The following is a 19,870-nucleotide window of genomic DNA, read 5'->3' on the forward strand; positions in this document are numbered from 1 at the left end:
CTCACAGGGACGCCACAGGCGCGGTGAACGTAGGATGTATCTTTACGCTACAAGGTCATAGGATGTCCATACCTCCCTCAGATCTAGCCGAAAGATGGGAGGTCTGCTAATTTGCCGATCATGGAGAAGCTCGGTCGAAGCGGCGTCGCCGTCTCCCGCGGCCGAGGCCCTGGCCGCCCTCTCCATCCCCGACGACCTCTGGACCGAGTTGGATTGACCTATGAGCCGCATTGACGCCCACCACCATGTCTGGGACCTCGCCGTCCGCCCTCACGGCTGGCTCGACTCCGAGCCGATGGCGCCCGTCCGCCGCACGTTCACCGTCGACGACCTCGCCGGGCCGGCGGCTGCGGCGGGGGTGACCGCGACCGTGCTGGTGCAGGTGCTGCACGACCTGGCGGAGACGCGCGAGTTCCTGGCCCTGGCCGCGCAGTCCGAGCTGGTCGCGGGCGTCGTGGGCTGGATCGACCTCACCGCCCCCGACGCCGCCGACACCTTGGCCGGGCTGCCGGAAGGCCTGGTGGGCGTCCGCCACGGCGTGCAGTCCGAACCGGACCCCGACTGGCTGACCCGGCCCGACGTGCGGCGCGGGCTCGCCGCGGTGTCCGCCGCTGGGCTGGCGTACGACCTGCTCACGCTGCCGCACCAGCTCCCCGCCGCCATCGACACGGTGGCCGCACTGCCCGAGCTGACGTTCGTGCTCGACCACCTGTCCAAGCCGCCCATCGCCTCGGGCGAGCTGGAGCCATGGCGGAGCCGGATCCTCGAGCTGGCCGCCCACCCCAACGTCTACTGCAAGCTCTCCGGCATGGTCACCGAGGCCGACTGGGCGTCCTGGCAGGTAGCCGATCTGCGGCCGTACGCCGAGACCGTGCTGGAGGCGTTCGGGCCTGAGCGGGTGATGTTCGGCTCCGACTGGCCGGTCTGCCTGCTCGCCGCCGAGTACGAGCAGGTGGCGCAGGCCGCGGACGAGCTGTGCGCGGGGTTGTCGGAAGGCGAGCGGGCCGAGGTCTTCGCCGGTACGGCCCGCCGTGCGTACCGCATCAACTGATCGAGACACGGAAGGTCGTGTGGTACGACCGCGACTCCTGCGGTCCCAGCCAGATCATGCTGCTGTCCTCCCTGGCCGCCGCGTCGCCCGACACGTGGTGGGTGGACGGCTCCAGCCCGACCGCGTAGTTGCCCGAGCGCAGGTTCAGCCACTCGAAGAAGTACGGGAACTCCTCCGCCTGCCACTCCACGGCGACCTTCATGCCGAGCCGGTCGTTGACCACCGCCACCCGGTGCAGCCCATCGGCGCCGGGGTTGAGCGCGTGCTCGTACACCTGCTCCACGAACCCCGGCGCCGGCCCCGGGAAGGTGACGTGGTCGGCCTTCTGCTCGGCCACGCTGTCGCTCTGCCAGAGCGTCTCGCGGATGTCGGCCTCGAGCCTGGCGCCCTCGTCGAGCAGCGGCCAGCCCAGGTTGACGTGGTACAGGAACATGTGCGGCGCCGGCTCGAATCCGGCGTTGGTGATGGTGTCGATGAGCCTGATCTCGTTCCCGCCCAGGTCGGCCTCGATGCGGCGGACCAGGCGCAGGTTCTCGGCGAAGACCGCGGCCTGGCGCACCTCTCCCTCGGCCCACAGTACGCAGCGGTCGCCGTCCCAGCGCTCGCCGTACCCGGTGAGCCGGGCCGGGATGTTGCCCACCCGGCCGTGCAGCCCATGCCGTACGGACTGGCGTGGCGGGTAGCGGTAGGCGTCCGCGGGCACGTCGCCCCCGAACAGCGTGTGGTCGAGCCCGGCCGTGACGATGAGGCCGGAGAACGAGCGCAGCCAGGACAGCCCGTCCTCGTCGGCGTTCTCGTGCAGTCCGGGGTGGCGGAAGCCGGTGGGGGAGCGCCAGCCGAACGAGCGCCCGGCGTGCTCGGCGTGCCCGATGTCCATGCACCTGTCCACCAGCACGTCGAACGCCAGCCCGGAGCCGGTGCGGAACTCCAGCGTCCTGATGCCGCGCTCGAGCCCGTCCCCGAGCGTCACCAGCCGGACCCCGCCGGCCGCGCTCAGGTCCCCGGTCAGCTCGGCCAGCCGCCTGCGGTCCGGCGTCATGCCATCACCCACCCTCCGTTGACTTCGATGGTCTGCCCCGTGACGAACGACGCGTCGGGCCCCGCGAGGAACGACACCACGGCCGCCAGCTCCTCGGGCGTGCCGCGCCGCTGGAGCGACTGCCGCTCCAGGACGAGCCGGTTGTACGCCTCCGGGTCCTCGTGGATCTCCTCGGCCGCCGTGGGGAAGGCGCCCGGTGAGACGCAGTTGACCCGGATCTCGCGCGGGCCGAGCTCACGCGCCAGCGCCCTGGTCAGCGCCGCCGCCGCGCCCTTGGTCGCCACGTACGCGGCCAGGTCGGACCAGCCGCCGTGCATGGTGATCGAGGCGATGTTGACGATCGCGCCGCCGCCCAGCTCGCCCATCTGCCTGGCCGCGTGCTGGGCCGCCAGCCAGTAGGCCCGCTGGTTGACCGCGTGCACGTCCTCGTACTCGGCCAGCGGCACCTCCAGGAACGGCTTGGCCGGATAGATGGCCGCGTTGTTGACGAGGACGCCCACCGGGCCGAGCCGCGCGGCGGTCTCGGCGAACGCGGCCTCGATCGCGGCCGGGTCGCGCAGGTCGGTCTTCAGGTTGAGGGCGCCTTCCAGCGCGCTCGCGTCGAGGTCGAGCGCCGCCACCTGGTGGCCGTCGGCGGCCAGACGGCGGACGATCGCCCTGCCGAGCGCTCCGGCGGCGCCTGTCACGAGCGCCGTGGTCATGTGTGTCTCCATTCCTTGTGCAGGTCCCTGAGGAGATCGCGCGCCTTGACGCGGGCGAGCAGCCCGTCGCGGATCAGCGCGGACGACCTCTCCTGCAGAGCGATGTAGCCGGGGAAGCGCGGCCTGACCCAGGCGGCCTCCACAGTGGCGACCGCAGGGTCGTCCTTCCAGGCGGAGCGGGCCGCGGGCTGCCCGCCGGAGGCCGGGAACAGCCCGGTCTGCACGGGCTCCGACAGCAGGCGTCGCAGGTGGGCGCGTACGGCCTCGCGGATCGCGTCGATGCGCCGCCTGGAGACCACGAGCCCTGTGCCACCCAGCACGCTCCCTGGTGCCCGCCCGGGCCAGGCCGGCGCGTCGGAGAAGGCCAGCGGGTACGCGGTGTACTGGTACACGAGGGGGCAGTAGTCCGAGGCGTTCGCCGCCATGGCGTCGAGCACGCCGATCGGGTTGAGCAGCGACACCTTCGGATCGGAGAGCGTGAGCAACTCCGACATCAGCTCCAGCGCCCGGATCCCCTCCTCCTCGTCGAGGAAGTCGCCCGAGCACAGTGCGCAGAACATCAGGAAGGCGTGCGGCCCGCCCAGGCACAGCGCCGTCCGCGTGCCCTTGGCGAAGTCCACCACCTCCGGCCACGTTCCCGGCGCCTCGATGCCGGGGCGGGCGACGGCGACCTGGGTGGCCGCGTCGAGAGGCAGCGCCCACTGGCGTCCCTCCAGGTGGTAGCTGTCCCAGGTGCGGCCGACCGTGCCCGCCCGCAGACGTGCCAGCTCCTCCGGCTCGAACAGCTCCTCCATCGGCACCAGCGCGTCCATCGCCGCGCCCAGCCCGGGGTGGTCGATGACGAGCACGTCGTACGTCTCGCACAGCTCGGCGATCGGCTCCGACTCGAAACCTTCGAGCGGCTGGCGGTCCCACTCGACCGGTTCGGGGACGAAGCCGTATGAGGTGTCCCCGGCCAGGTCCAGGCGCGTCAGCTCGTCCAGCGGCGCGTACCCCCGGGGATGGTCCCAGGTCAGTCCTCGCATGCCAGCACGCCCTCCGCCACCAGCTCGGCCGTGCGCTCCGGCGGGTAGCCGAGCTCTTCGAGCAGCTCCCTCGTGTGCTCGCCCACCAGCGGCGCGCCCCTGCGCACCTCCGGCGGGGTGGCGCTGAAGCCGTAGGGGAAGCCGGGCGTGGTGACCCTGCCCTCGGTGCGGTGGTCGTAGGTGACGAACGAACCGTTGTGCTCGACCTGCGGGTCCGCCACCAGCTCCGCGTACCCGTACACCGGGCCCGCCCACAGGTCGTGGCGGGCGCAGATCTCCAGCCACTCGGCGGTGGTGCGGTCCGGCAGCCGCCTGGCGACGATCGCGGTGATCTCGTCGCGCCTGGTGTGGCCGTCGGCGTCGCCGTCCATGCCGGCCAGCTCCGGCAGGTCCAGCGCCACGGCCAGCGCGTCCAGCCTGGGCATACCGAGCGCGAGGTAGCCGTCCTTGGTGGCGAACACCCCGTACGGCGCGCGGATGTAGGTGTGGCCGTGCGGCTCCTGCCCGCGCCGCTGCGGAACCCCGCCGACCGTGAAGATCGACAGCTCCTGCATCTGCACGGCGATGGCCGCGTCCAGCATGTTGACGCTCACCCGCTGGCCCTCGCCGGTGCGCTCGCGGTGCAGCAGCGCGGCCAGCGCGCCCTCGAATGCGCTGTAGGCGGTGATGGCGTCGATGGCGTACGTCCCCGCGGGCGCGGGCGGGTCGCCCTCGCGGCCCGTGCTCAGCATGGCGCCGCTCATGGCCTGCAGCAGCAGGTCCTGGCCCGGCCTCGACATGTACGGGCCCGTCTCCCCGTACCCGGACATGGAGACGTACACGATGCGGGGGTTGATGCCGCTGATCGTGCCGTAGTCCATGCCGAGGCGCTCGGCCACGCCGGGACGGTAGTTCTGCAGGAACACGTCGGCCGTCGTGGCGAGTTTGTGCACGATGGCGCGGCCCTCGTCGGACTTGAGGTTGACGGCGAGGCTGCGCTTGTTGCGGTTGAGCGACAGGAATGAGGCGTTGACCTCGTTGCCCTTCGCCCCTCCTGCGGGCGCGTGCCGCTGCCACTCGCCGGTCACCGGCTCCACCTTGACCACGTCCGCGCCCAGGTCGCCCAGCCGCATCGCGGCCAGCGGGCCCGCCATCGCGATGGACAGGTCGACCACGCGGTAGCCGTCCAGGACGCCCATCAGCGCCCCTCGAAGACGGGCTCGCGGCGCTCGGCGAAGGCGGCCCTGCCCTCTGCGGCGTCCTCCGTGGCGAAGCAGACGGTCTGCAGGTCGCGCTCGTACCGGATGGCCTGGTCGAGCGGCATCGAGTAGGCAGCCTTGAGGTTGGCCTTGGCGGTCTGCGCGGCGATCGGCGGCCGCTTGGCGATCGTCCCGGCCAGTTCGAGCGCCGCCGGCATCAGCTTGTCGTGCGGGAACACGTCGGTGACCAGCCCCCAGGCCTGGGCGCGGGCGGCGTTGACCGGGTCGCCGGTGAGCAGCATCGTGGCCGCGTTGCCGGGGCCGACGGAGTGGGCCAGCAGCGCGGACTGGCCGCTGCCGCCGATCCAGCCCAGCTTGATCTCCGGCGCGGCGAACGTCGCCGTGTCGGCCGCCAGCCGGATGTCGCAGGCCATGGCCAGCTCCAGGCCACCGCCGTAGGCGTAGCCGTTGACGGCCGCGATGATCGGCTTGCGCAGGGCGCGGACCGCGTCGCCGTAGTCGCCGCGGTTGCGGAACTCCCACGGCGTGGCGTACTCGTCCAGCTCCCGGATGTCGCTGCCCACGCAGAACGAGCGCTCGCCCGCGCCCGTGAGCACCGCCACCCGGATGGCGGGGTCGGCGTCCACCCGGCTCAGGCAGGCACGCAGCGCGGCGGCCATGTCGGGGGTGATCGCGTTGAGCTTGGCGGGTCTGTTGAGGGTGACGACGGCCACGGGGCCGTCCACGTCGATGAGGACGTCCAAGGGTTGGCTCTTTCTTGCGGAGGTGGTTCTAGCAGCAGAGGCGTACATGCTGCTCGGCATCGGCGCGGGCGACCTCGACCACCTCGCGCATGGCCTCCTCGGCCTTGCGGTGGTGGTGGCGCCTGATGGCCAGCGCCACGCGTTCGTGGCCGGGCAGCGTTTCCTTGTTGTGCGCGACTGAACGGGTGTGCACCTGCCGTACGGACCGCAGGGCGATGCTGATCATGTCGTAGATGTAGAGCAGCAGGTCGTTGTCCGCCGCGGCGAACACGGCCTTGTGGAAGGCCAGGTCGGCCTCGATGAACGGCTCGGGGTCGTCGGCCGTGGCGTACAGGGCGGCCAGGGCCTCGTCGATGCGCTGGACCGCGGTCGCGTCGGCCCGTTCGGCCGCCACCCTGGCCGCGCCGGGCTCCAGGGCGACGCGCAGGTCCGCGAGCATCTGGATGTCTCCGGGGCGCGGCTCGGGCTCGAACCGCCAGCTCAGGACGTCGGGGTCGAGCAGGTTCCAGGACTCGCGCGGGCGCACCCTGGTGCCCGCGCTTCGCCTGGTCTCCAGCAGGCCCTTGCCGGCCAGGACCTTCACGCCCTCGCGTACGGCGGAGCGGCCGATGCCCAGCTCGCCGACGAGGTCCTCCTCGATGGGGATGGACGTGCCGGGGGCGAGCTCGCCGGTGACGATGCGGGCGCCGAGGGCCTGGACGACCTGAACGTGCCTGTCCCGCTTGGGATCGATTGCCACGCCCTGGACGCTACCGCCAGCGCCAGATTTTTCATAGCATTTCATCCGATGAAGCTGAGATTTCATCCGATGAAGTGGGGCTCATGACCAAGAGGCTAGGACTGATCCACACCTCCGCGACCCTGGTCGACGTGTTCGCCAAGCTGTGCGCCGAGCACCTGCCGGGAGTCGAGACGTTCAACATCGTCGACGACAGCCTGATCAAGAACACCATCGCCGCCGGCCACCTCACCCCGCAGACCGCCCGGCGCGTCGCCGGCCACATCGGCTCCGCGGAGGCGGCCGGGGCCGACCACATCCTGGTGACCTGCTCCTCGATCGGCGCCGCCGTCGAGGCCGCCGAGCCGCTGACCGGCGTGCCGGTGACGCGGGTGGACCGCCCGATGGCCGACCGCGCCGTCGCGCTCGGCCGCAGGATCGGCGTGCTCGCCACCCTGTCCACCACCCTCGAACCCACCGCCGACCTGGTACGTCGCCGCGCGGCCGCTTCTCACCGAGATGTCCTGCTGACGGCCAGGGTGTGCGAGGGCGCCTTCGAGGCCCTGATGGGCGGGGACGCCGCCACGCACGACGTGCGGGTGGCCGAGGCGCTGGTCTCGCTGGGTGGCGAGGTGGACGTGATCGTGCTGGCCCAGGCGTCGATGGCCCGCGTGGCCGGAACGGTCGAGGCCCCGGTCCCGATCCTGGCCAGCCCACCACTCGCCATGGAGCACCTGGCGGCCGCGCTGTGAGCGGGCAGATGGTGTCCTCGGCCACGGGAGGCGCGCGGTGAGCGAGCTGACCGTCGCCACGTACCGCGTGCTCACGCGCCTGCCGCTGGAGCAGGCCGTGAGCGCGATCGCGGGGGAGCAGAGCACCGGCACCTTCGTCAGCGTGCGCGGCGAGACCGACGAACTGCGCGCCCGCCACAGCGCCGTGGTGCTGTCCATCACGGAGATCCCTCCCGCTTCCGAACCCCTGCCGGGGGCGATCGGGGACGGGCCCTTGACGGCGGGCCTGGTCAAGATCGGCTTCCCGCTGGAGAACACGGGACCCTCGCTCACGAACCTGCTGCCCGTGGTCGCGGGCAACCTCTACGAGCTGCGCGAGCTGGCCGGGCTCAAGCTGGTCGACCTGGAGCTGCCCGCGGCCTTCGGCTCCTCGTACCTGCCGGCGCGGTTCGCCGTCTCGGGCACCCGGCAGCTGGTGGGACGCCCCTCAGGGGTGCTGATCGGGACCATCGTCAAGCCCAACGTCGGGCTGCGCCCCGCCGACTACGTGGACCTCGTACGCGAACTGGGCCTGGCCGGGGTCGACTTCATCAAGGACGACGAGGTGAACGCCGACTGCCCGCCCGCCCGGCTCCCTCAGCGGATACGTGCGGTCACGGCCGCCCTCGACGAGGTGGAGCGGCGGACCGGGCGACGGCCGATGTACGCGTTCAACATCAGCGACGAGCCCGACCGCATGCTGCGCAACCACGACATGGTGGTGGCGGCCGGCGGCACCTGCGTGATGGTCAACCTGAACGTCGTCGGCTTCCCGGCCGTCGCCATGCTGCGCCGGCACTCCAGGGTGCCGATCCACGCGCACGTCACCGGCATCGGGGCGCTGGCCCGGCATCCGGGGCTCGGGATCGGGCATCTCGCGTACCAGAAGCTGGCCCGCCTGACCGGCGTCGACCACCTGCACTGCGGCGGGTTCCACAGCAAGTTCTACGTCACGGACGACGAGGTGACCGCAGCGGTCGCGGCGGTTCGCGAGCCGCTGCTCGGCGGCTTCCCCTGCCTTCCCGTCCTGTCGTCCGCCCAGTGGGCCGGCACCGCTCCCGTCACCCTGGAATGCACGGGGACCACCGACCTGCTGGTGCTGGCCGGGGGTGGGGTGCTCGGCCACCCGGACGGGCCGGCGGCGGGGATCGCGAGCATCCGGCAGGCGTGGGCGGCCTCCGAGGCGGGCGTCCCGTTGGACGAGGTGGACGAGCCGGAGCTACGGGCGGCGCTGAAGCACTTCGGCGGGGTGATCCGGAAGTGACGCCGAACGGGGCTCGCGGGCGGCGGTGTGGTGGCGCGGTTGTGGTGCGGGCTCGCCCACGGCTGCGACGGGTTCGGCGCGGGGCGGTGCGGCCGTGACGCTGTTCGCCTTCGTCGCGGACGACTTCACGGGGGCGACCGACGCGTTGTGGCAGTTCAGGCGGTTCGGGCTGACCGGCTCCCTGGTAGCCGACGTGGCCCGCCTGCACGACGCGGACGACGTCATCGGCATCGCCACCACCGCCCGGGCGTCCGCGGACCCGGTGTCGGTGGTGCTGCCCGCGCTCAAGGCACTGGCGGCGCTGAAGCCGCTGGTCATCCAGTACAAGGTCTGCTCGACGTTCGACTCTTCTCCTGCGCACGGGAGCATCGGCGCGGTCATCGCGGCCCTCCACCGTGAGGGCCTGGCACGGGGCCCGGTGCCGGTGCTCGCCGCCCAGCCCGAGCTGGGGCGCCACACGTGGTTCGCCAACCACTTCGTACGGGCGGGCGACGAGGTCCTCCGGCTCGACCGCTACCCGCCGATGCGCGACCACCCGGTCACGCCCGCGTCGGAGGCCGACCTCCGGCTTCGGCTGGCCGAGCAGGGCGCGGGGCGCGTGGGCTGGCTGCCCGCGTCGCCTTTCCCGTCGCCGTCGTCGGGGCTGTCGTCGGCGGAGGAGGCGTACCGGGCTCTGGGCGGGGAGGCGGCGTTCGTGGCGGACGCGCTGACCGAGGACCACGTCCGGGCGCTCGGCCGCCTCCTGCTCGCCGACGCCGCCAGCCGCGCCCCGCTATACTGCGTCGGCTCCGGCGGCCTGAGCTACGCCCTCGCCTCGGCTCGCACTGAGCGGGGCGGGGGAACGGACGTGCGGCCCAGCGACGCGGTGGGGCGCGGAGGGGGACTGGGGACGTGGCCCGATGGCGTGGCGCGGCGCCGGTCGCCCGGGCCGCTGGGACCGGCCGCGCCGGTGCTGGTCCTGTCGGGCAGCCGCTCCCCGATCACCGCCCGCCAGATCGACACGGCCGAGCGGGCGGGGTGGCGGGTGCTGGACGCCTCGGACGGCCTTCGACGCGGCACCCCCGGCGGAGTCGCGACCCGCGACGGGGTCGTGGAGGTAGCCGCCGAAGCGGGCTGGGGCTCCTTCGCGGACCTGTTCGCCCAGGTGGCGGAGAGCCTGGGCGAGGGCCGGCACACGATCGTCCAGTCGACACGCGGCCCGGCCCGAGACCCCGCGGTCATCGGCGACCTCCTCGGCCGGATCGCCTCAGCGACCGTCCGAGCAGGGCTGGTCCGGCGCCTGGTGGTAGCGGGCGGCGACACCTCAGGCCAGGTCGTGGCCGCCCTCGGCGCGCGCTCGCTGGACGTGGTCGCCTCGCTGGCCCCTGGCGCCCCGGTATGCGTGCTGACCTCGGACGATCCCGCATACGACGGGCTCGAAGTGGCGCTGAAGGGCGGCCAGGTGGGCGGCGACGACTACTTCCTCGCCGTCGCACGCCGAAGGCGGCCGCTTCCCGGCTCCTGGACGATTTCCTGAGCAGGATGAAGGTCGAAATCATGCCTGTCACATTGCAGCAGGCACGCATCGCCCGCCGCGCCTACTGGGACTACGGCAAGGGGAGCGGTCACAAGCCCGGGCTGAATTTCGGCGACTGCTTCTCCTACGCACTGGCAAGAGACTGTCGTGAGCCACTGCTCTTCAAGGGCGACGACTTCGTCCACACCGACGTCACACCGGTGCTGTGACGACTACGTGCTGCGCGCCGCCGCCCTGACATACCCACGAGTACGGCCCACGGAGTACGGCCCGTGCCCTTGACGCACTTCCGCGGGCGCAGTCCGAAACGCCCCTCGCGCCTGACGCCCTCAACGCCTCGCACAGGGCAACGTGGACTCCACGAGACGGCCGCGATTCGCGGAGGGAGTGGAAGTCATGATGTATCCAGACCTGCGGGGCAAGGTGGCGCTGGTTACCGGCGGCTCCGGGGGAATCGGGCGAGAGACCGCTCGGGTGCTGGCCGCGCAGGGGATGCGGGTCGTGGTCAACGGGCGCGACCCGGTGGCCGTCGAGGCGGCCGTGAAGGAGATCGGCGGCGAGGCGATCGGCGTGGCCGCCGACACCACCGACTCCGCCGCCGTCGCGGCGATGCGTGAGGAGGTCGAGCGGCGGCTCGGACCCGTGGACGTGCTGGCGGTCTTCGCGGGTGGGGGGACCGGGATGCCGCGGCCCATCGACCAGATGAGCGAGGAGGACTGGCACGCCACCGTGAACGCCAATCTCACCTCGGCGTTCCTCACCATCGCGAGCTTCCTGCCCCGCATGAGAGAGCGGCGGAGCGGGTCCATCATCACGATGTCGTCGCTGGCGGCCCGTACTCCGACCGCCGCCTCGGTGGCGTACACGGCGGCCAAGGCCGGCGTCATCGCGCTGACCAAGCAGCTGGCGCACGAACTCGGGCCCACCGGCATCCGGGTCAACGCGGTCGCCCCGTCGACGATCATGACGGAGCGGCTCGAGGAGCGGATGCCGTGGGAGTTCAAGGAGCGCCTGCTGGCCGAGCACCCGCTCGGGCGGCTGGGCACGCCACTCGACGTGGCGAACGTGACGGCCTTCCTCGCCTCCGACGCGTCCTCGTGGCTCACCGGGCTCACGATCGATGTCGCGGGAGGCAAGTGGATGCCGTAGTGGCCTTCTTCGCACGCGGGGACTGGCGCTGCGCACGAGAGCCCCGCCGGGTGTAGGAGGATGCTCGGATGCACTTCGAGCCGATCGAGCGGGCCGCCGACGCGTTCCAGCGGCCGGTGACCCGCGACCACATCCAGGCCGTGTGCCGCCGCGTCTTCGGCCGGGACGCCCGGTCCGCCGTCGAGCTGGGGCTGGGGGCGTACAACAGCACCTATCGCGTCACCGTCGAAGGTGAGGCGCGCCCCGTGGTCGTGCGGTTCGCGCCGGAGCCCGGCGCGCAGTTCGGCTCCGAGCGGGAGCTGATGCGCAACGAGTACGCCACCTTGCCGTACCTCGCCGCCATCGCCCCGCTGATGCCGCGGGTCATCGCGGCCGACTGGTCGCACGAGCTGATCGGCCGCGACTACCTCGTGCAGACCCTGCTCGACGGACTCCCGGCGCCGGAAGGGCTGCCGGACTACCCGCGACCGGCCTGGGTGTCGTTCTTCCGCCAGATCGGAGAGATAACCGGAAAGATCCATCAGGTGCGCGGCCGGGCGTTCGGGCCGGTGGCGGGTGGCGGGCACGCCACCTGGAGCCAGGCCGTGATCGCCTCGCTGGAGGACATCGCGGCCGACCTCGACCGCGCAGGGCTGGACGCGGCCGACATCCGCAAGGCCGGCGCACTGGCGGAAGAGCACCGGTCGGTGCTCGACGAGATCACCGAGCCCCGCCTGCTCGCCGGCGATCTGTGGACGGTCAACACCATGATCGCCGCCGGGCCCCCCGAGCCGACGATCACCGGTGTGCTCGACCTGGACCGGACCCTGTGGGGCGACCCGGCCGCCGACTGGAGCATGCACATGGCCTCGAAGAGGCAGGACGAGCGCGTGGCGTTCTGGGACGGGTACGGCGAGCTGGACCGCGGCCCGGCCGCGACCTGGCGTTCCCTGGTCTATGAGGTGCGCCACCTTGGGGCGATCCGGCTGGAGCGCCACCGCCTGGGCAACGCCGACGGCGTGCGGGACTCCTACGAGGCCGTGACCAGGGTACTGTCCGAACTCACTTGACGATCAGATCAACGTGAAGCGGATCACTTTCCGTGACCATGAAATTATGTCCGGATTCTGTGACACTAGACCCCCGGCGGGCGCCGTAAATGACCTCTAAATGAGGGGTGTTTCCGCAGGTCAGGGCGGGTCTGGTAAGGCGGCCGACCGACCCTGTGAGGCTATTGCGAGTGACCTGACCGTTATGTCGAACGGTTTCTGACTGTTACATTTTTGCTTATATTCTGCGCGTTGATCGCCATCTTGAGCTGCTAGCGATTTATGCGGTACGAGGTGGGTTTTCGTTGCGGGGACACCTCTCCGGATGGAAGCACGTGTCCCCGGTCAGCGCGAACGGAGAGTAATGGGCAGGTACCTGCTCCGCAGGTTGGTTATAAATGTGGTCTTGGTCGTGATCGCGGCAAGTCTGGCGTACATGCTCGCTGCCAGCACTATGAACCCGCGATCGGCATACCAGGGGCGCCAGCCTCCGATCGCCGAGGAGGTCATCGACCGAACCCTCGACGCCTACAACCTGAACGACAAGGTCCCGGTCCTCGTGCGCTACGGCACCTGGGCGAAGGGCGTCATCACCGGCGACTTCGGCAAGACCTGGAACGGTGGCTCGGTCAACGATGAGATGGGCCGCCGGATCATGGTCAGCCTTCGGCTGATGCTCATCGGCACGATCGTGGGCTTCGTCATCGGCGTGGCCATGGGCGCGTGGTCCGCGGTGAAGCAGTACAAGCTCAGCGACCGGTTAATAGGTGTCGGCTCGTTCGTGATCATGGCGGTGCCGGTTCTCGTCCTCGCGACCCTGCTGGCGATCGCCACGTACAACCTGAACAGGGGGCTCGGGTTCACGCTGATCGAGTACACCGGCGAGTACAACCCCCGGCTGTCGGGTTGGGACCAGTTCGTCAACCGGCTGAACCACCTGATCCTGCCGACCATCTCGCTCAGTCTCGGCCTGGTCGCCTTCTACAGCCGGATCCAGCGCAACATGATGCTCGACGTGCTGAACCAGGACTTCGTCCGCACCGCGATGGCCAAGGGGCTGCGGCGCAGGACGGCGCTCACCAAGCACGCGCTGCGCACCGCGCTGATCCCCGTCGCCACTTACTTCGCCTTCGCGTTCGGGACGCTGTTCACGGGAGCCACCTTCACTGAGAAGATCTTCGCCTGGCACGGCATGGGCGCCTGGCTGGTCGACTCGATCAACGCGAGCGACGTCAACTCCGTCGCCGCGGTGACCTTCTTCACCGCCGTCTGTGTCCTGTTCGCCGCCTTCCTGTCCGACGTGCTGGTGGCGGCCCTCGATCCTCGGGTCCGGGTGAGCTGACATGCGCTCGAAAGTCGTCCTCAGGCGCCTGATCCGGAACAATCAGGCACGCTACGGCTTCGCCGCCCTGATCCTGCTGGTGGCGCTGGCCTACCTCGGCCCCTACTTCGGCTCCTACGACTGGACGGACAAGGACTTCCTGGCCTTCCTGTCGCCTCCCGACGCCGACCACTGGTGGGGCACCACCTCGATCGGCCAGGACATGTACGCGATCACGCTGCGCGGCATGCAGAAGTCGATCGTCATCGGCCTCCTGGTCGCGCTCATCTCGACCGGCCTGGCGGCGGTCGTGGGCGCGTTCGCCGGATATTTCGGCGGCTGGGTGGACAGGGTGCTCATGTGGGGCGTGGATCTGCTACTGGTCCTGCCCAGCTTCCTCATCATCGCGATCATCTCGCCGCGGCTCAAGGCCGGCTCCTCCTGGCTCTGGTTCGTGGTGCTGCTGGCGGCCTTCTCCTGGATGATCACCTCCAGAGTGGTGCGCAGCATGACGATCTCGCTGCGTGAGCGCGAGTACGTCCAGGCCGCCGTCTACATGGGCATCCCGCGCTGGAAGATCATCTTCCGGCACATCGTGCCCAACATGTCCTCCTTGCTGATCATCGACGCGACGGTCAACGTCTCCGGCGCGATCATCGGCGAGGCGGCGCTGTCCTTCTTCGGCTTCGGCATCCAGCCGCCGGACGTCTCGCTCGGCACGCTGATCGCGTCCGGCTCCGGGAACGCCACCGGCTACCCCTGGCTGTTCGCCTTCCCTGCGGGCCTGCTGGTGCTCCTCGTGCTCAGCGTGAACCTGATCGGCGACGGCCTGCGTGACGCACTCGACCCGGGGAGCAACTCGTGAGCATCTTGGAGGTCAGGGACCTCACCGTCACCTTCCCCGGCGGCATCGAGGCCGTGCGCGGCGTCAGCTACGAGGTCGAGGCCGGTGAGGTGCTCGGCATCGTGGGCGAGTCCGGCTCCGGCAAGTCGGTGACCTCGCTGGCCGTCATGGGCCTGCTGCCGCAGAACGCCGTGGTGAGCGGCTCGGTCAAGCTGCACGGCCGTGAGCTGCTCGGCATGGACGAGGACGAGCAGATCAAGGTCCGCGGCAAGACGATCAGCATGATCTTCCAGGATCCGCTGTCGGCGTTCACGCCCGTCTACACGATCGGCGACCAGATCGCCGAGGCCATCCGCATCCACCAGAAGATGGGCAAGGACAAGGCCGCCAAGCGGGCCGTCGAACTGCTCGACCTGGTCGGGATCCCGAAGCCGGACCTGCGGGCCAAGGCGTTCCCGCACGAGTTCTCCGGCGGCATGCGGCAGCGCGCGATGATCGCCATGGCCATCGCCAACGACCCCGACCTGCTGATCTGTGACGAGCCGACGACCGCGCTCGACGTGACCATCCAGGCGCAGGTGCTGGAGGTGCTCAAGACCGCCCAGCAGGAGACGGGCGCCGGCATCGTGATGATCACCCACGACCTGGGCGTCATCGCCGGCATGGCCGACCGGGTGCTGGTCATGTACGCGGGCCGGCCGGTCGAGCAGGGGCCGGTGGACGACATCTACTACCGGCCGCGCATGCCGTACACGATGGGGCTGCTCGCCTCGATCCCCAGGGTCGACGGCGAGGAAGGGCCGCTCGTGCCCATCGAGGGCAACCCGCCCTCCCCGTCGTCGCTGCCGCCGGGCTGCCCGTTCGCGCCGCGCTGCCCGATGAAGGTGGACATGTGCGACGACGAGGAGCCGCCGCTGACCTCCTTCGGCGGCGGTCGCCACGTGGCGTGCATCCGCTCGCACGAGATCGAGCACAAGGGCCTGACCGGGGCCGACGTGTTCCCCGTGCCGGTCATCCCGCCGAGCGACGTGGTACGCGTGCCGCGCGCCGAGCGCGCCACGGTGCTCGAGCTCGACGACATGATCAGGCACTACCCGCTGATGAAGGGCGCGGTCTTCAAGCGCCGCGTCGGCACCGTGTTCGCGGTCGACGGCATCAGCTTCGACATCGCCGAGGGCGAGACGCTGGCGCTGGTGGGCGAGTCCGGCTGCGGCAAGACCACCACGCTGCAGCAGATCATGCAGCTCCAGCCGCCGCAGGGCGGGCGGGTCGTGGTGCTCGGCAAGGACAGCGCCAAGCTGGACGGCGCGGCGCGCAGGGGCCTCCGCCGCGACCTGCAGATCGTCTTCCAGGACCCGATGGCCGCGCTCGACCCGCGCATGCCGGTCGGTGACATCATCGCCGAGCCGCTGCGCGCGCACGGCAAGAAGGACGTGGCCGAGAAGGTCGCGGAGCTGCTCCAGCTCGTCGGGCTCTCCCCTGAGCACGCCGAGCGCTATCCGAACCAGTTCTCCGGCGGCCAGCGCCAGCGCATCGGCATCGCCCGCGCGCTCGCGCTGGAGCCGAAGCTGCTGGTGCTGGACGAGCCGGTCTCGGCACTCGACGTCTCCATCCAGGCCGGTGTGATCAACCTGCTGGAGGAGCTGAAGAACAGGCTGGGGCTGTCGTACCTGTTCGTGGCCCACGACCTGGCCGTGGTCAGGCATCTGGCCGACCGCGTGGCCGTCATGTACCTCGGCAGGATCGCCGAGATCGGGACGGTCGAGAACGTCTACGACCATCCAGCCCACCCCTACACGCAGGCGCTGCTGTCGGCGATCCCGCTGCCGGACCCCGAGATGGAACGCACTCGCGTGCGGATCCTGCTCGAAGGCGACCTGCCCAGCCCGGCAGACCCACCCTCGGGATGCCGGTTCCGCACCCGCTGCCCCAAGTTCGCCGCGCTCAGCGAGGCGGAGCGGCGGCGGTGTGTGGACGAAGAGCCCTCGGTTGCTCGGCTGGCGAACGCCGTGGACCACGGCGCCGCCTGCCACTACGCGGAGGAGATCGAGGTCATCACGGCCTCGGACGATCAGGAGGAAAAGTGAAGGTTCGTTACCGGGCGGCCGCGGGGCTCGCGGTCCTGGCCCTGGCCGTCGCGGCCTGCGGCGGAGGTGGCGGCGAAGCCAAGAAGCCGAGCGCCGAGCAGTCGCAGCAGGCTCAGAAGCAGATGTTGGAAACCCCCGCCATGACCATCAACCCGGTCGCCTACGACCAGGTGAAGGACGGCGGCACGCTGACGCTCGCGGTCGGGCAGTGGCCGAGCCAGTGGAACGGTAACCACGTCGACGGCAACCAGGCCGACACCGCGGACATGCTCGACGTGTTCATGCCGCAGCTGATGGTGTCCGACGAGAGCGCTCAGTACACGGCCAACAAGGACTACGCGACCGACGTGAAGATGGACATGTCGTCGGGCAAGCAGGTCGTCACCTACACGCTCAACGACAAGGCCGTGTGGTCGGATGGCACGCCGATCACGTACAAGGACCTCCAGGCCCAGTGGAAGTCCAACAACGGCAAGGACAAGAAGTTCAAGCCGGCCTCCACGGACGGCTGGGACAAGATCGAGTCTGTGGAGAAGGGCGCCTCGGACAAGGTCGCGGTCGTGACCTTCGCCAAGCCGTACCCGGAGTGGCAGGGCCTGTTCACCCGCGGCACCTCGCACCTCTACCCGGCCAAGCACTTGGAGACGCCCGAGGCGTACGAGAAGGACTATCTGCAGAAGATCCCGGTCACCTCGGGCCCCTTCAAGGTGGAGAAGATCGACGAGGGCACCAAGACGCTCACGCTCGTGCGTGACGACAAGTGGTGGGGCCAGAAGCCCAAGCTCGACAAGATCATCTTCCGTGCGATTGACTCGCCCGAAGCGCAGGTGAACGCCTTCGCCAATGGCGAGCTCGACGCCGTGGAAATCCCCTCCGGCGCCCCGGCCGAGCTGAAGCGGGCCAAGGATGTCCCGAACGTGGACATCCGTAAGGCGCTCAGCCCGAACTGGCGGCACCTCACCGTCAACAACCAGAGCGAGTTCCTGAAGGACAAGAACATCCGGCACGCGGTCTCGTACGCGATCAACCGTGACGTGATCACCCAGTCGGACCTGAAGGACATGGACTGGCCGATCCAGACGCTCGGCAACCACGTCTTCATGAACAACCAGAAGGGCTACGTCGACAACTCCGGCGACCTCGGCAAGTACAACCTGGAGAAGGCCAAGCAGCTGCTGGACGCGGCCGGCTGGAAGCAGGAGGGCGAGTACCGCAAGAAGGACGGCAAGGAGTTCGACCTGAGCTTCGTCATCCCCACGGCCACGCCGGTCTCGCAGACGGAGGGTGAGCTCGTCCAGGCCATGCTCAAGGAGGCCGGGATCAAGGTCAACATCAAGCCCGTCCCGCTTGACAAGTTCTTCACCGACTACATCATCAAGGGCGACTTCGACCTGGTGCCGTTCTCGTGGATCGGCAACCCGCTGCCCATCGGCAGCCTGAAGCAGATCTACTACACCGACTCGGAGAGCAACTTCCCGAAGGCCAGCGACCCGGCCGTGGACGCCGCCATCGACGCGGCGATCGGCGAGATGGACCCGGCCAAGGCCATCGAGAAGGCCAACGCCGCCGACAAGCTGGTCTGGGACATGGTGCACACCATCCCGCTGTACCAGCGGCCCGACATCCAGGCGACCAAGAAGACGCTCGCCAACTGGGGCGCGCGCGGCTACAAGACCCTGGACTACACGGCGGTCGGCTTCACCGGCTGATCCGCGTCCGACAGCAACCCCCGGCCGGACTCCGGCCGGGGGTTGCCCCGTTATCGGGTGAACTCCCGCAACGTCATGGGCGGCCGGCCGCCGTAGCGCTGGATGCTCTCGGTGACCCGGAAGAGCGGGTGGTCGCCGGAGCCGATGAAGCGGAAGATCGCCCACAGGTGCGTCAGGTGCTCGACCGCGTACGGGTCGCCGTAGACACCATGCGCCCGCGCCTCCCACTCCTCCGGCGGCAGATCCACGTACGGGACCCCGAGCGCGCCCGCCGCCTCTCCGATCGTCGCCATCTGCCCGTTCACCAGGCACACCGGCTCCGCCGGCCCCGGGTCCAGCAGGAGCCCGGCCGCGACCCTCGCCACGTCCTCGCCCGCGACCAGCGGGACCAACGTGTCCGGCGACCCCAGCGGGAGCGCCAGCGTGCCGCCCGCGGCGGCGACGGCGAGGTTCTCGAAGAACACCCCGGCCCGCAGGTGCACCGCGCCCACCCCGGCCCAGTCGAAGACCTGCTCCGCCACCCAGTGCCGGCGCATCCGCGGTGTCCCCGCCTCGGGGGACGCGTCGAGCTGCGACACCTCGACGACGCGCTCCACGCCCTCCTCCTTGGCCGCCGCGGCGAACGCGCCGGTGGCGTCGAGCAGCCCCGCCGTCACCGGATACGTGAAGAACGCCCTCCTGATCCCGCGCATGGCGGGCCGCACCGACGCGATCTCCCGCAGGTCGCCGACCACCACCTCGGCCCCGAGCTTGCGCAGCTCCTCGGCGCGGTGGTCGTCGGAGTGCACGAACGCGCGCACGGCCTCGCCGCGCTCCAGCAGCAGGTTCGTGACGTGCCGCCCGGTCGAACCCTGGGGCCCGCCCGCCGCTCCAGTGACAAGGATCATCGCTCCTCCTCTTCCGGCAGGGTCAGTGTGAACAGGCCGAGCCGCTCCAGATCGCGCAGGAACGGCTCGGCGGGGAACGCCTCGGCCGGGCCGTACACGCCCGGGCTACCGGGGTTCTCCGCCAGCCTGACGGCGGCCTCCACCGAGGCCAGCGCGCTCAGGCGCCACAGGTCCTGACCTCTGACCTGCCCTGCGCGGCCGCCCTTCTCAGTGATCACCTGGACGGCGACCGTGAAGCTGGAGCCGGCCCGGGTGGCGGCGTCCACGTCCTCGCTGGTGAACGCCTCCGGCTCCTCGAACGTGTGCGCCGTGAGCTGTGCCTCCACCGTCTTCGCCGGCACATGCCTGGGGACGGTGACGACCTCGGAGAACGGGACGGGGGCGATCATCGTGCGCGGGCCGAGCGGCGGCGGGAACGGGAAGACGGCGTTACGCGGCTCGACGTAGCCGACGTGCTGGGCTCCGTCCGCGTAGGTGATCCGCTGGGTGTCGGCGAACAGCAGCTCGGCGGTCTTCTTGGCTCCCGCGGTCAACCGCCAGCCGCTCACCGCGTACGCGCTGATCACCCGTTCGATGTCCGTCATGCCGCCGGCCACGGCCCCGGCGAGCAGGTCGCCCATCCCGCCGTAGAAGCTCATCGCCGTGATCATGGCGATGCCCGCCTTCCTGGCGGGTTCGGACATGGCCTCGAACATCCACTTCGTGTGGTGCTGCTCCAGGGCGTGGTCCACGTAGTGGCAACCACCCTCGGCCGCCGCCGTGGCGACGGGCTTGCCGGTGTGCGTGAACGGGCCCGCGCAGTGGATCAGCACGTCCGCC

At 70.4% G+C, this 19,870-nt stretch carries 19 protein-coding genes; 11 read left to right on the top strand and 8 right to left on the bottom strand.

The genetic code is table 11. The annotated features are described in order from the left end of the window. The first annotated feature begins 220 nt into the window (after positions 1 to 220). Positions 221 to 1,051 (top strand): amidohydrolase family protein, encoded by an 831-nt coding sequence (locus tag AB0J09_RS19090; RefSeq protein WP_360692262.1) that lies wholly within the window; start codon positions 221 to 223, stop codon positions 1,049 to 1,051. Here AB0J09_RS19090 and AB0J09_RS19095 read toward each other — a convergent pair. From AB0J09_RS19095 to AB0J09_RS19120, 6 genes are read right to left on the bottom strand one after another with little or no spacing between them, the layout of a single operon-like run. Next, entirely contained in the window at positions 1,044 to 2,090 is a 1,047-nt protein-coding gene (locus AB0J09_RS19095; protein ID WP_360692265.1) for an aldose 1-epimerase family protein, read from the bottom strand. The two genes, AB0J09_RS19090 and AB0J09_RS19095, sit on opposite strands and share 8 nt — an antisense overlap. Beyond that, complete coding sequence (locus AB0J09_RS19100; protein ID WP_360692268.1) at positions 2,087 to 2,791, bottom strand: SDR family oxidoreductase; 705 nt, start codon at positions 2,789 to 2,791, stop codon at positions 2,087 to 2,089. Before AB0J09_RS19100 ends, AB0J09_RS19095 begins: the two co-directional genes overlap by 4 nt. Continuing rightward, positions 2,788 to 3,816, bottom strand: a complete 1,029-nt coding sequence (locus tag AB0J09_RS19105; protein WP_360692271.1) for a hypothetical protein — start codon at positions 3,814 to 3,816, stop codon at positions 2,788 to 2,790. Before AB0J09_RS19105 ends, AB0J09_RS19100 begins: the two co-directional genes overlap by 4 nt. Then, on the bottom strand, positions 3,804 to 4,994 hold the full coding sequence (locus AB0J09_RS19110; RefSeq protein ID WP_360692274.1) for a CoA transferase: 1,191 nt from the start codon (positions 4,992 to 4,994) through the stop codon (positions 3,804 to 3,806). The genes AB0J09_RS19105 and AB0J09_RS19110 overlap by 13 nt, the downstream gene beginning before the upstream one ends. Then, complete coding sequence (locus AB0J09_RS19115; protein ID WP_360692277.1) at positions 4,994 to 5,758, bottom strand: enoyl-CoA hydratase/isomerase family protein; 765 nt, start codon at positions 5,756 to 5,758, stop codon at positions 4,994 to 4,996. The genes AB0J09_RS19110 and AB0J09_RS19115 overlap by 1 nt, the downstream gene beginning before the upstream one ends. A 28-nt stretch (positions 5,759 to 5,786) precedes the next feature. Then, on the bottom strand, positions 5,787 to 6,497 hold the full coding sequence (locus AB0J09_RS19120; protein WP_360692280.1) for a FadR/GntR family transcriptional regulator: 711 nt from the start codon (positions 6,495 to 6,497) through the stop codon (positions 5,787 to 5,789). A gap of 83 nt (positions 6,498 to 6,580) precedes the next feature. On the opposite strand from AB0J09_RS19120, the gene AB0J09_RS19125 reads away from it, so the two are divergent. The 10 genes from AB0J09_RS19125 to AB0J09_RS19170 all read left to right on the top strand — a co-directional run bounded on the left by AB0J09_RS19125 (position 6,581) and on the right by AB0J09_RS19170 (position 18,164). Continuing rightward, positions 6,581 to 7,228, top strand: coding sequence for an aspartate/glutamate racemase family protein (locus AB0J09_RS19125; protein ID WP_360692283.1), 648 nt, complete (start codon positions 6,581 to 6,583; stop codon positions 7,226 to 7,228). A 37-nt stretch (positions 7,229 to 7,265) separates the two neighbouring features. Next, positions 7,266 to 8,510 carry a RuBisCO large subunit C-terminal-like domain-containing protein gene (locus AB0J09_RS19130; protein WP_360692286.1) on the top strand — a complete coding sequence of 415 codons (1,245 nt, stop codon included), beginning with the start codon at positions 7,266 to 7,268 and terminating at the stop codon, positions 8,508 to 8,510. Between the two features lie 94 nt (positions 8,511 to 8,604). After that, positions 8,605 to 10,026, top strand: a complete 1,422-nt coding sequence (locus tag AB0J09_RS19135) for a four-carbon acid sugar kinase family protein (RefSeq protein ID WP_360692289.1) — start codon at positions 8,605 to 8,607, stop codon at positions 10,024 to 10,026. Between the two features lie 5 nt (positions 10,027 to 10,031). Next, positions 10,032 to 10,235: a type II toxin-antitoxin system VapC family toxin gene (locus tag AB0J09_RS19140; protein ID WP_360692292.1), complete on the top strand. Its 204-nt coding sequence runs from the start codon at positions 10,032 to 10,034 to the stop codon at positions 10,233 to 10,235. 187 nt (positions 10,236 to 10,422) lie between these two features. After that, positions 10,423 to 11,175, top strand: a complete 753-nt coding sequence (locus tag AB0J09_RS19145) for an SDR family NAD(P)-dependent oxidoreductase (RefSeq protein ID WP_360692295.1) — start codon at positions 10,423 to 10,425, stop codon at positions 11,173 to 11,175. 68 nt (positions 11,176 to 11,243) lie between these two features. Then, the gene (locus AB0J09_RS19150; protein ID WP_360692298.1) at positions 11,244 to 12,224 is read left to right on the top strand and encodes an aminoglycoside phosphotransferase family protein; all 981 of its coding nucleotides are present in this window, start codon (positions 11,244 to 11,246) and stop codon (positions 12,222 to 12,224) included. Positions 12,225 to 12,567: 343 nt separating this feature from the next. Then, a complete protein-coding gene (locus AB0J09_RS19155; protein WP_360692301.1) occupies positions 12,568 to 13,545 on the top strand; it encodes an ABC transporter permease in 978 nt (325 codons plus the stop codon). A 1-nt stretch (position 13,546) separates the two neighbouring features. Then, positions 13,547 to 14,389: an ABC transporter permease gene (locus AB0J09_RS19160; protein ID WP_360692304.1), complete on the top strand. Its 843-nt coding sequence runs from the start codon at positions 13,547 to 13,549 to the stop codon at positions 14,387 to 14,389. Continuing rightward, positions 14,386 to 16,455 carry an ABC transporter ATP-binding protein gene (locus tag AB0J09_RS19165; protein WP_360692307.1) on the top strand — a complete coding sequence of 690 codons (2,070 nt, stop codon included), beginning with the start codon at positions 14,386 to 14,388 and terminating at the stop codon, positions 16,453 to 16,455. The genes AB0J09_RS19160 and AB0J09_RS19165 overlap by 4 nt, the downstream gene beginning before the upstream one ends. After that, positions 16,452 to 18,164: an ABC transporter family substrate-binding protein gene (locus tag AB0J09_RS19170; protein WP_360692309.1), complete on the top strand. Its 1,713-nt coding sequence runs from the start codon at positions 16,452 to 16,454 to the stop codon at positions 18,162 to 18,164. Before AB0J09_RS19165 ends, AB0J09_RS19170 begins: the two co-directional genes overlap by 4 nt. A 50-nt stretch (positions 18,165 to 18,214) precedes the next feature. On the opposite strand, the gene AB0J09_RS19175 is transcribed toward AB0J09_RS19170, so the two are convergent. Further along, positions 18,215 to 19,051, bottom strand: a complete 837-nt coding sequence (locus tag AB0J09_RS19175) for an NAD(P)H-binding protein (RefSeq protein ID WP_360692312.1) — start codon at positions 19,049 to 19,051, stop codon at positions 18,215 to 18,217. Next, positions 19,048 to 19,870: saccharopine dehydrogenase NADP-binding domain-containing protein (locus tag AB0J09_RS19180; protein ID WP_360692315.1), on the bottom strand; the 823-nt coding region annotated here is incomplete at its 5' end. The genes AB0J09_RS19180 and AB0J09_RS19175, both read right to left, overlap by 4 nt.

The sequence above is a fragment of the Nonomuraea sp. NPDC049784 genome, from assembly GCF_040659615.1.
In the GTDB taxonomy this organism is placed as follows: Bacteria; Actinomycetota; Actinomycetes; order Streptosporangiales; family Streptosporangiaceae; genus Nonomuraea.

Coding starts and splice junctions, on each gene's coding strand:
- AB0J09_RS19090 (WP_360692262.1), top strand. CDS start 221: ATGAGCCGCATTGACGCCCACCACCATGTCTGGGACCTCGCCGTCCGC.
- AB0J09_RS19095 (WP_360692265.1), bottom strand. CDS start 2,090: ATGACGCCGGACCGCAGGCGGCTGGCCGAGCTGACCGGGGACCTGAGC.
- AB0J09_RS19100 (WP_360692268.1), bottom strand. CDS start 2,791: ATGACCACGGCGCTCGTGACAGGCGCCGCCGGAGCGCTCGGCAGGGCG.
- AB0J09_RS19105 (WP_360692271.1), bottom strand. CDS start 3,816: ATGCGAGGACTGACCTGGGACCATCCCCGGGGGTACGCGCCGCTGGAC.
- AB0J09_RS19110 (WP_360692274.1), bottom strand. CDS start 4,994: ATGGGCGTCCTGGACGGCTACCGCGTGGTCGACCTGTCCATCGCGATG.
- AB0J09_RS19125 (WP_360692283.1), top strand. CDS start 6,581: ATGACCAAGAGGCTAGGACTGATCCACACCTCCGCGACCCTGGTCGAC.
- AB0J09_RS19140 (WP_360692292.1), top strand. CDS start 10,032: ATGAAGGTCGAAATCATGCCTGTCACATTGCAGCAGGCACGCATCGCC.
- AB0J09_RS19145 (WP_360692295.1), top strand. CDS start 10,423: ATGATGTATCCAGACCTGCGGGGCAAGGTGGCGCTGGTTACCGGCGGC.
- AB0J09_RS19150 (WP_360692298.1), top strand. CDS start 11,244: ATGCACTTCGAGCCGATCGAGCGGGCCGCCGACGCGTTCCAGCGGCCG.
- AB0J09_RS19155 (WP_360692301.1), top strand. CDS start 12,568: ATGGGCAGGTACCTGCTCCGCAGGTTGGTTATAAATGTGGTCTTGGTC.
- AB0J09_RS19160 (WP_360692304.1), top strand. CDS start 13,547: ATGCGCTCGAAAGTCGTCCTCAGGCGCCTGATCCGGAACAATCAGGCA.
- AB0J09_RS19175 (WP_360692312.1), bottom strand. CDS start 19,051: ATGATCCTTGTCACTGGAGCGGCGGGCGGGCCCCAGGGTTCGACCGGG.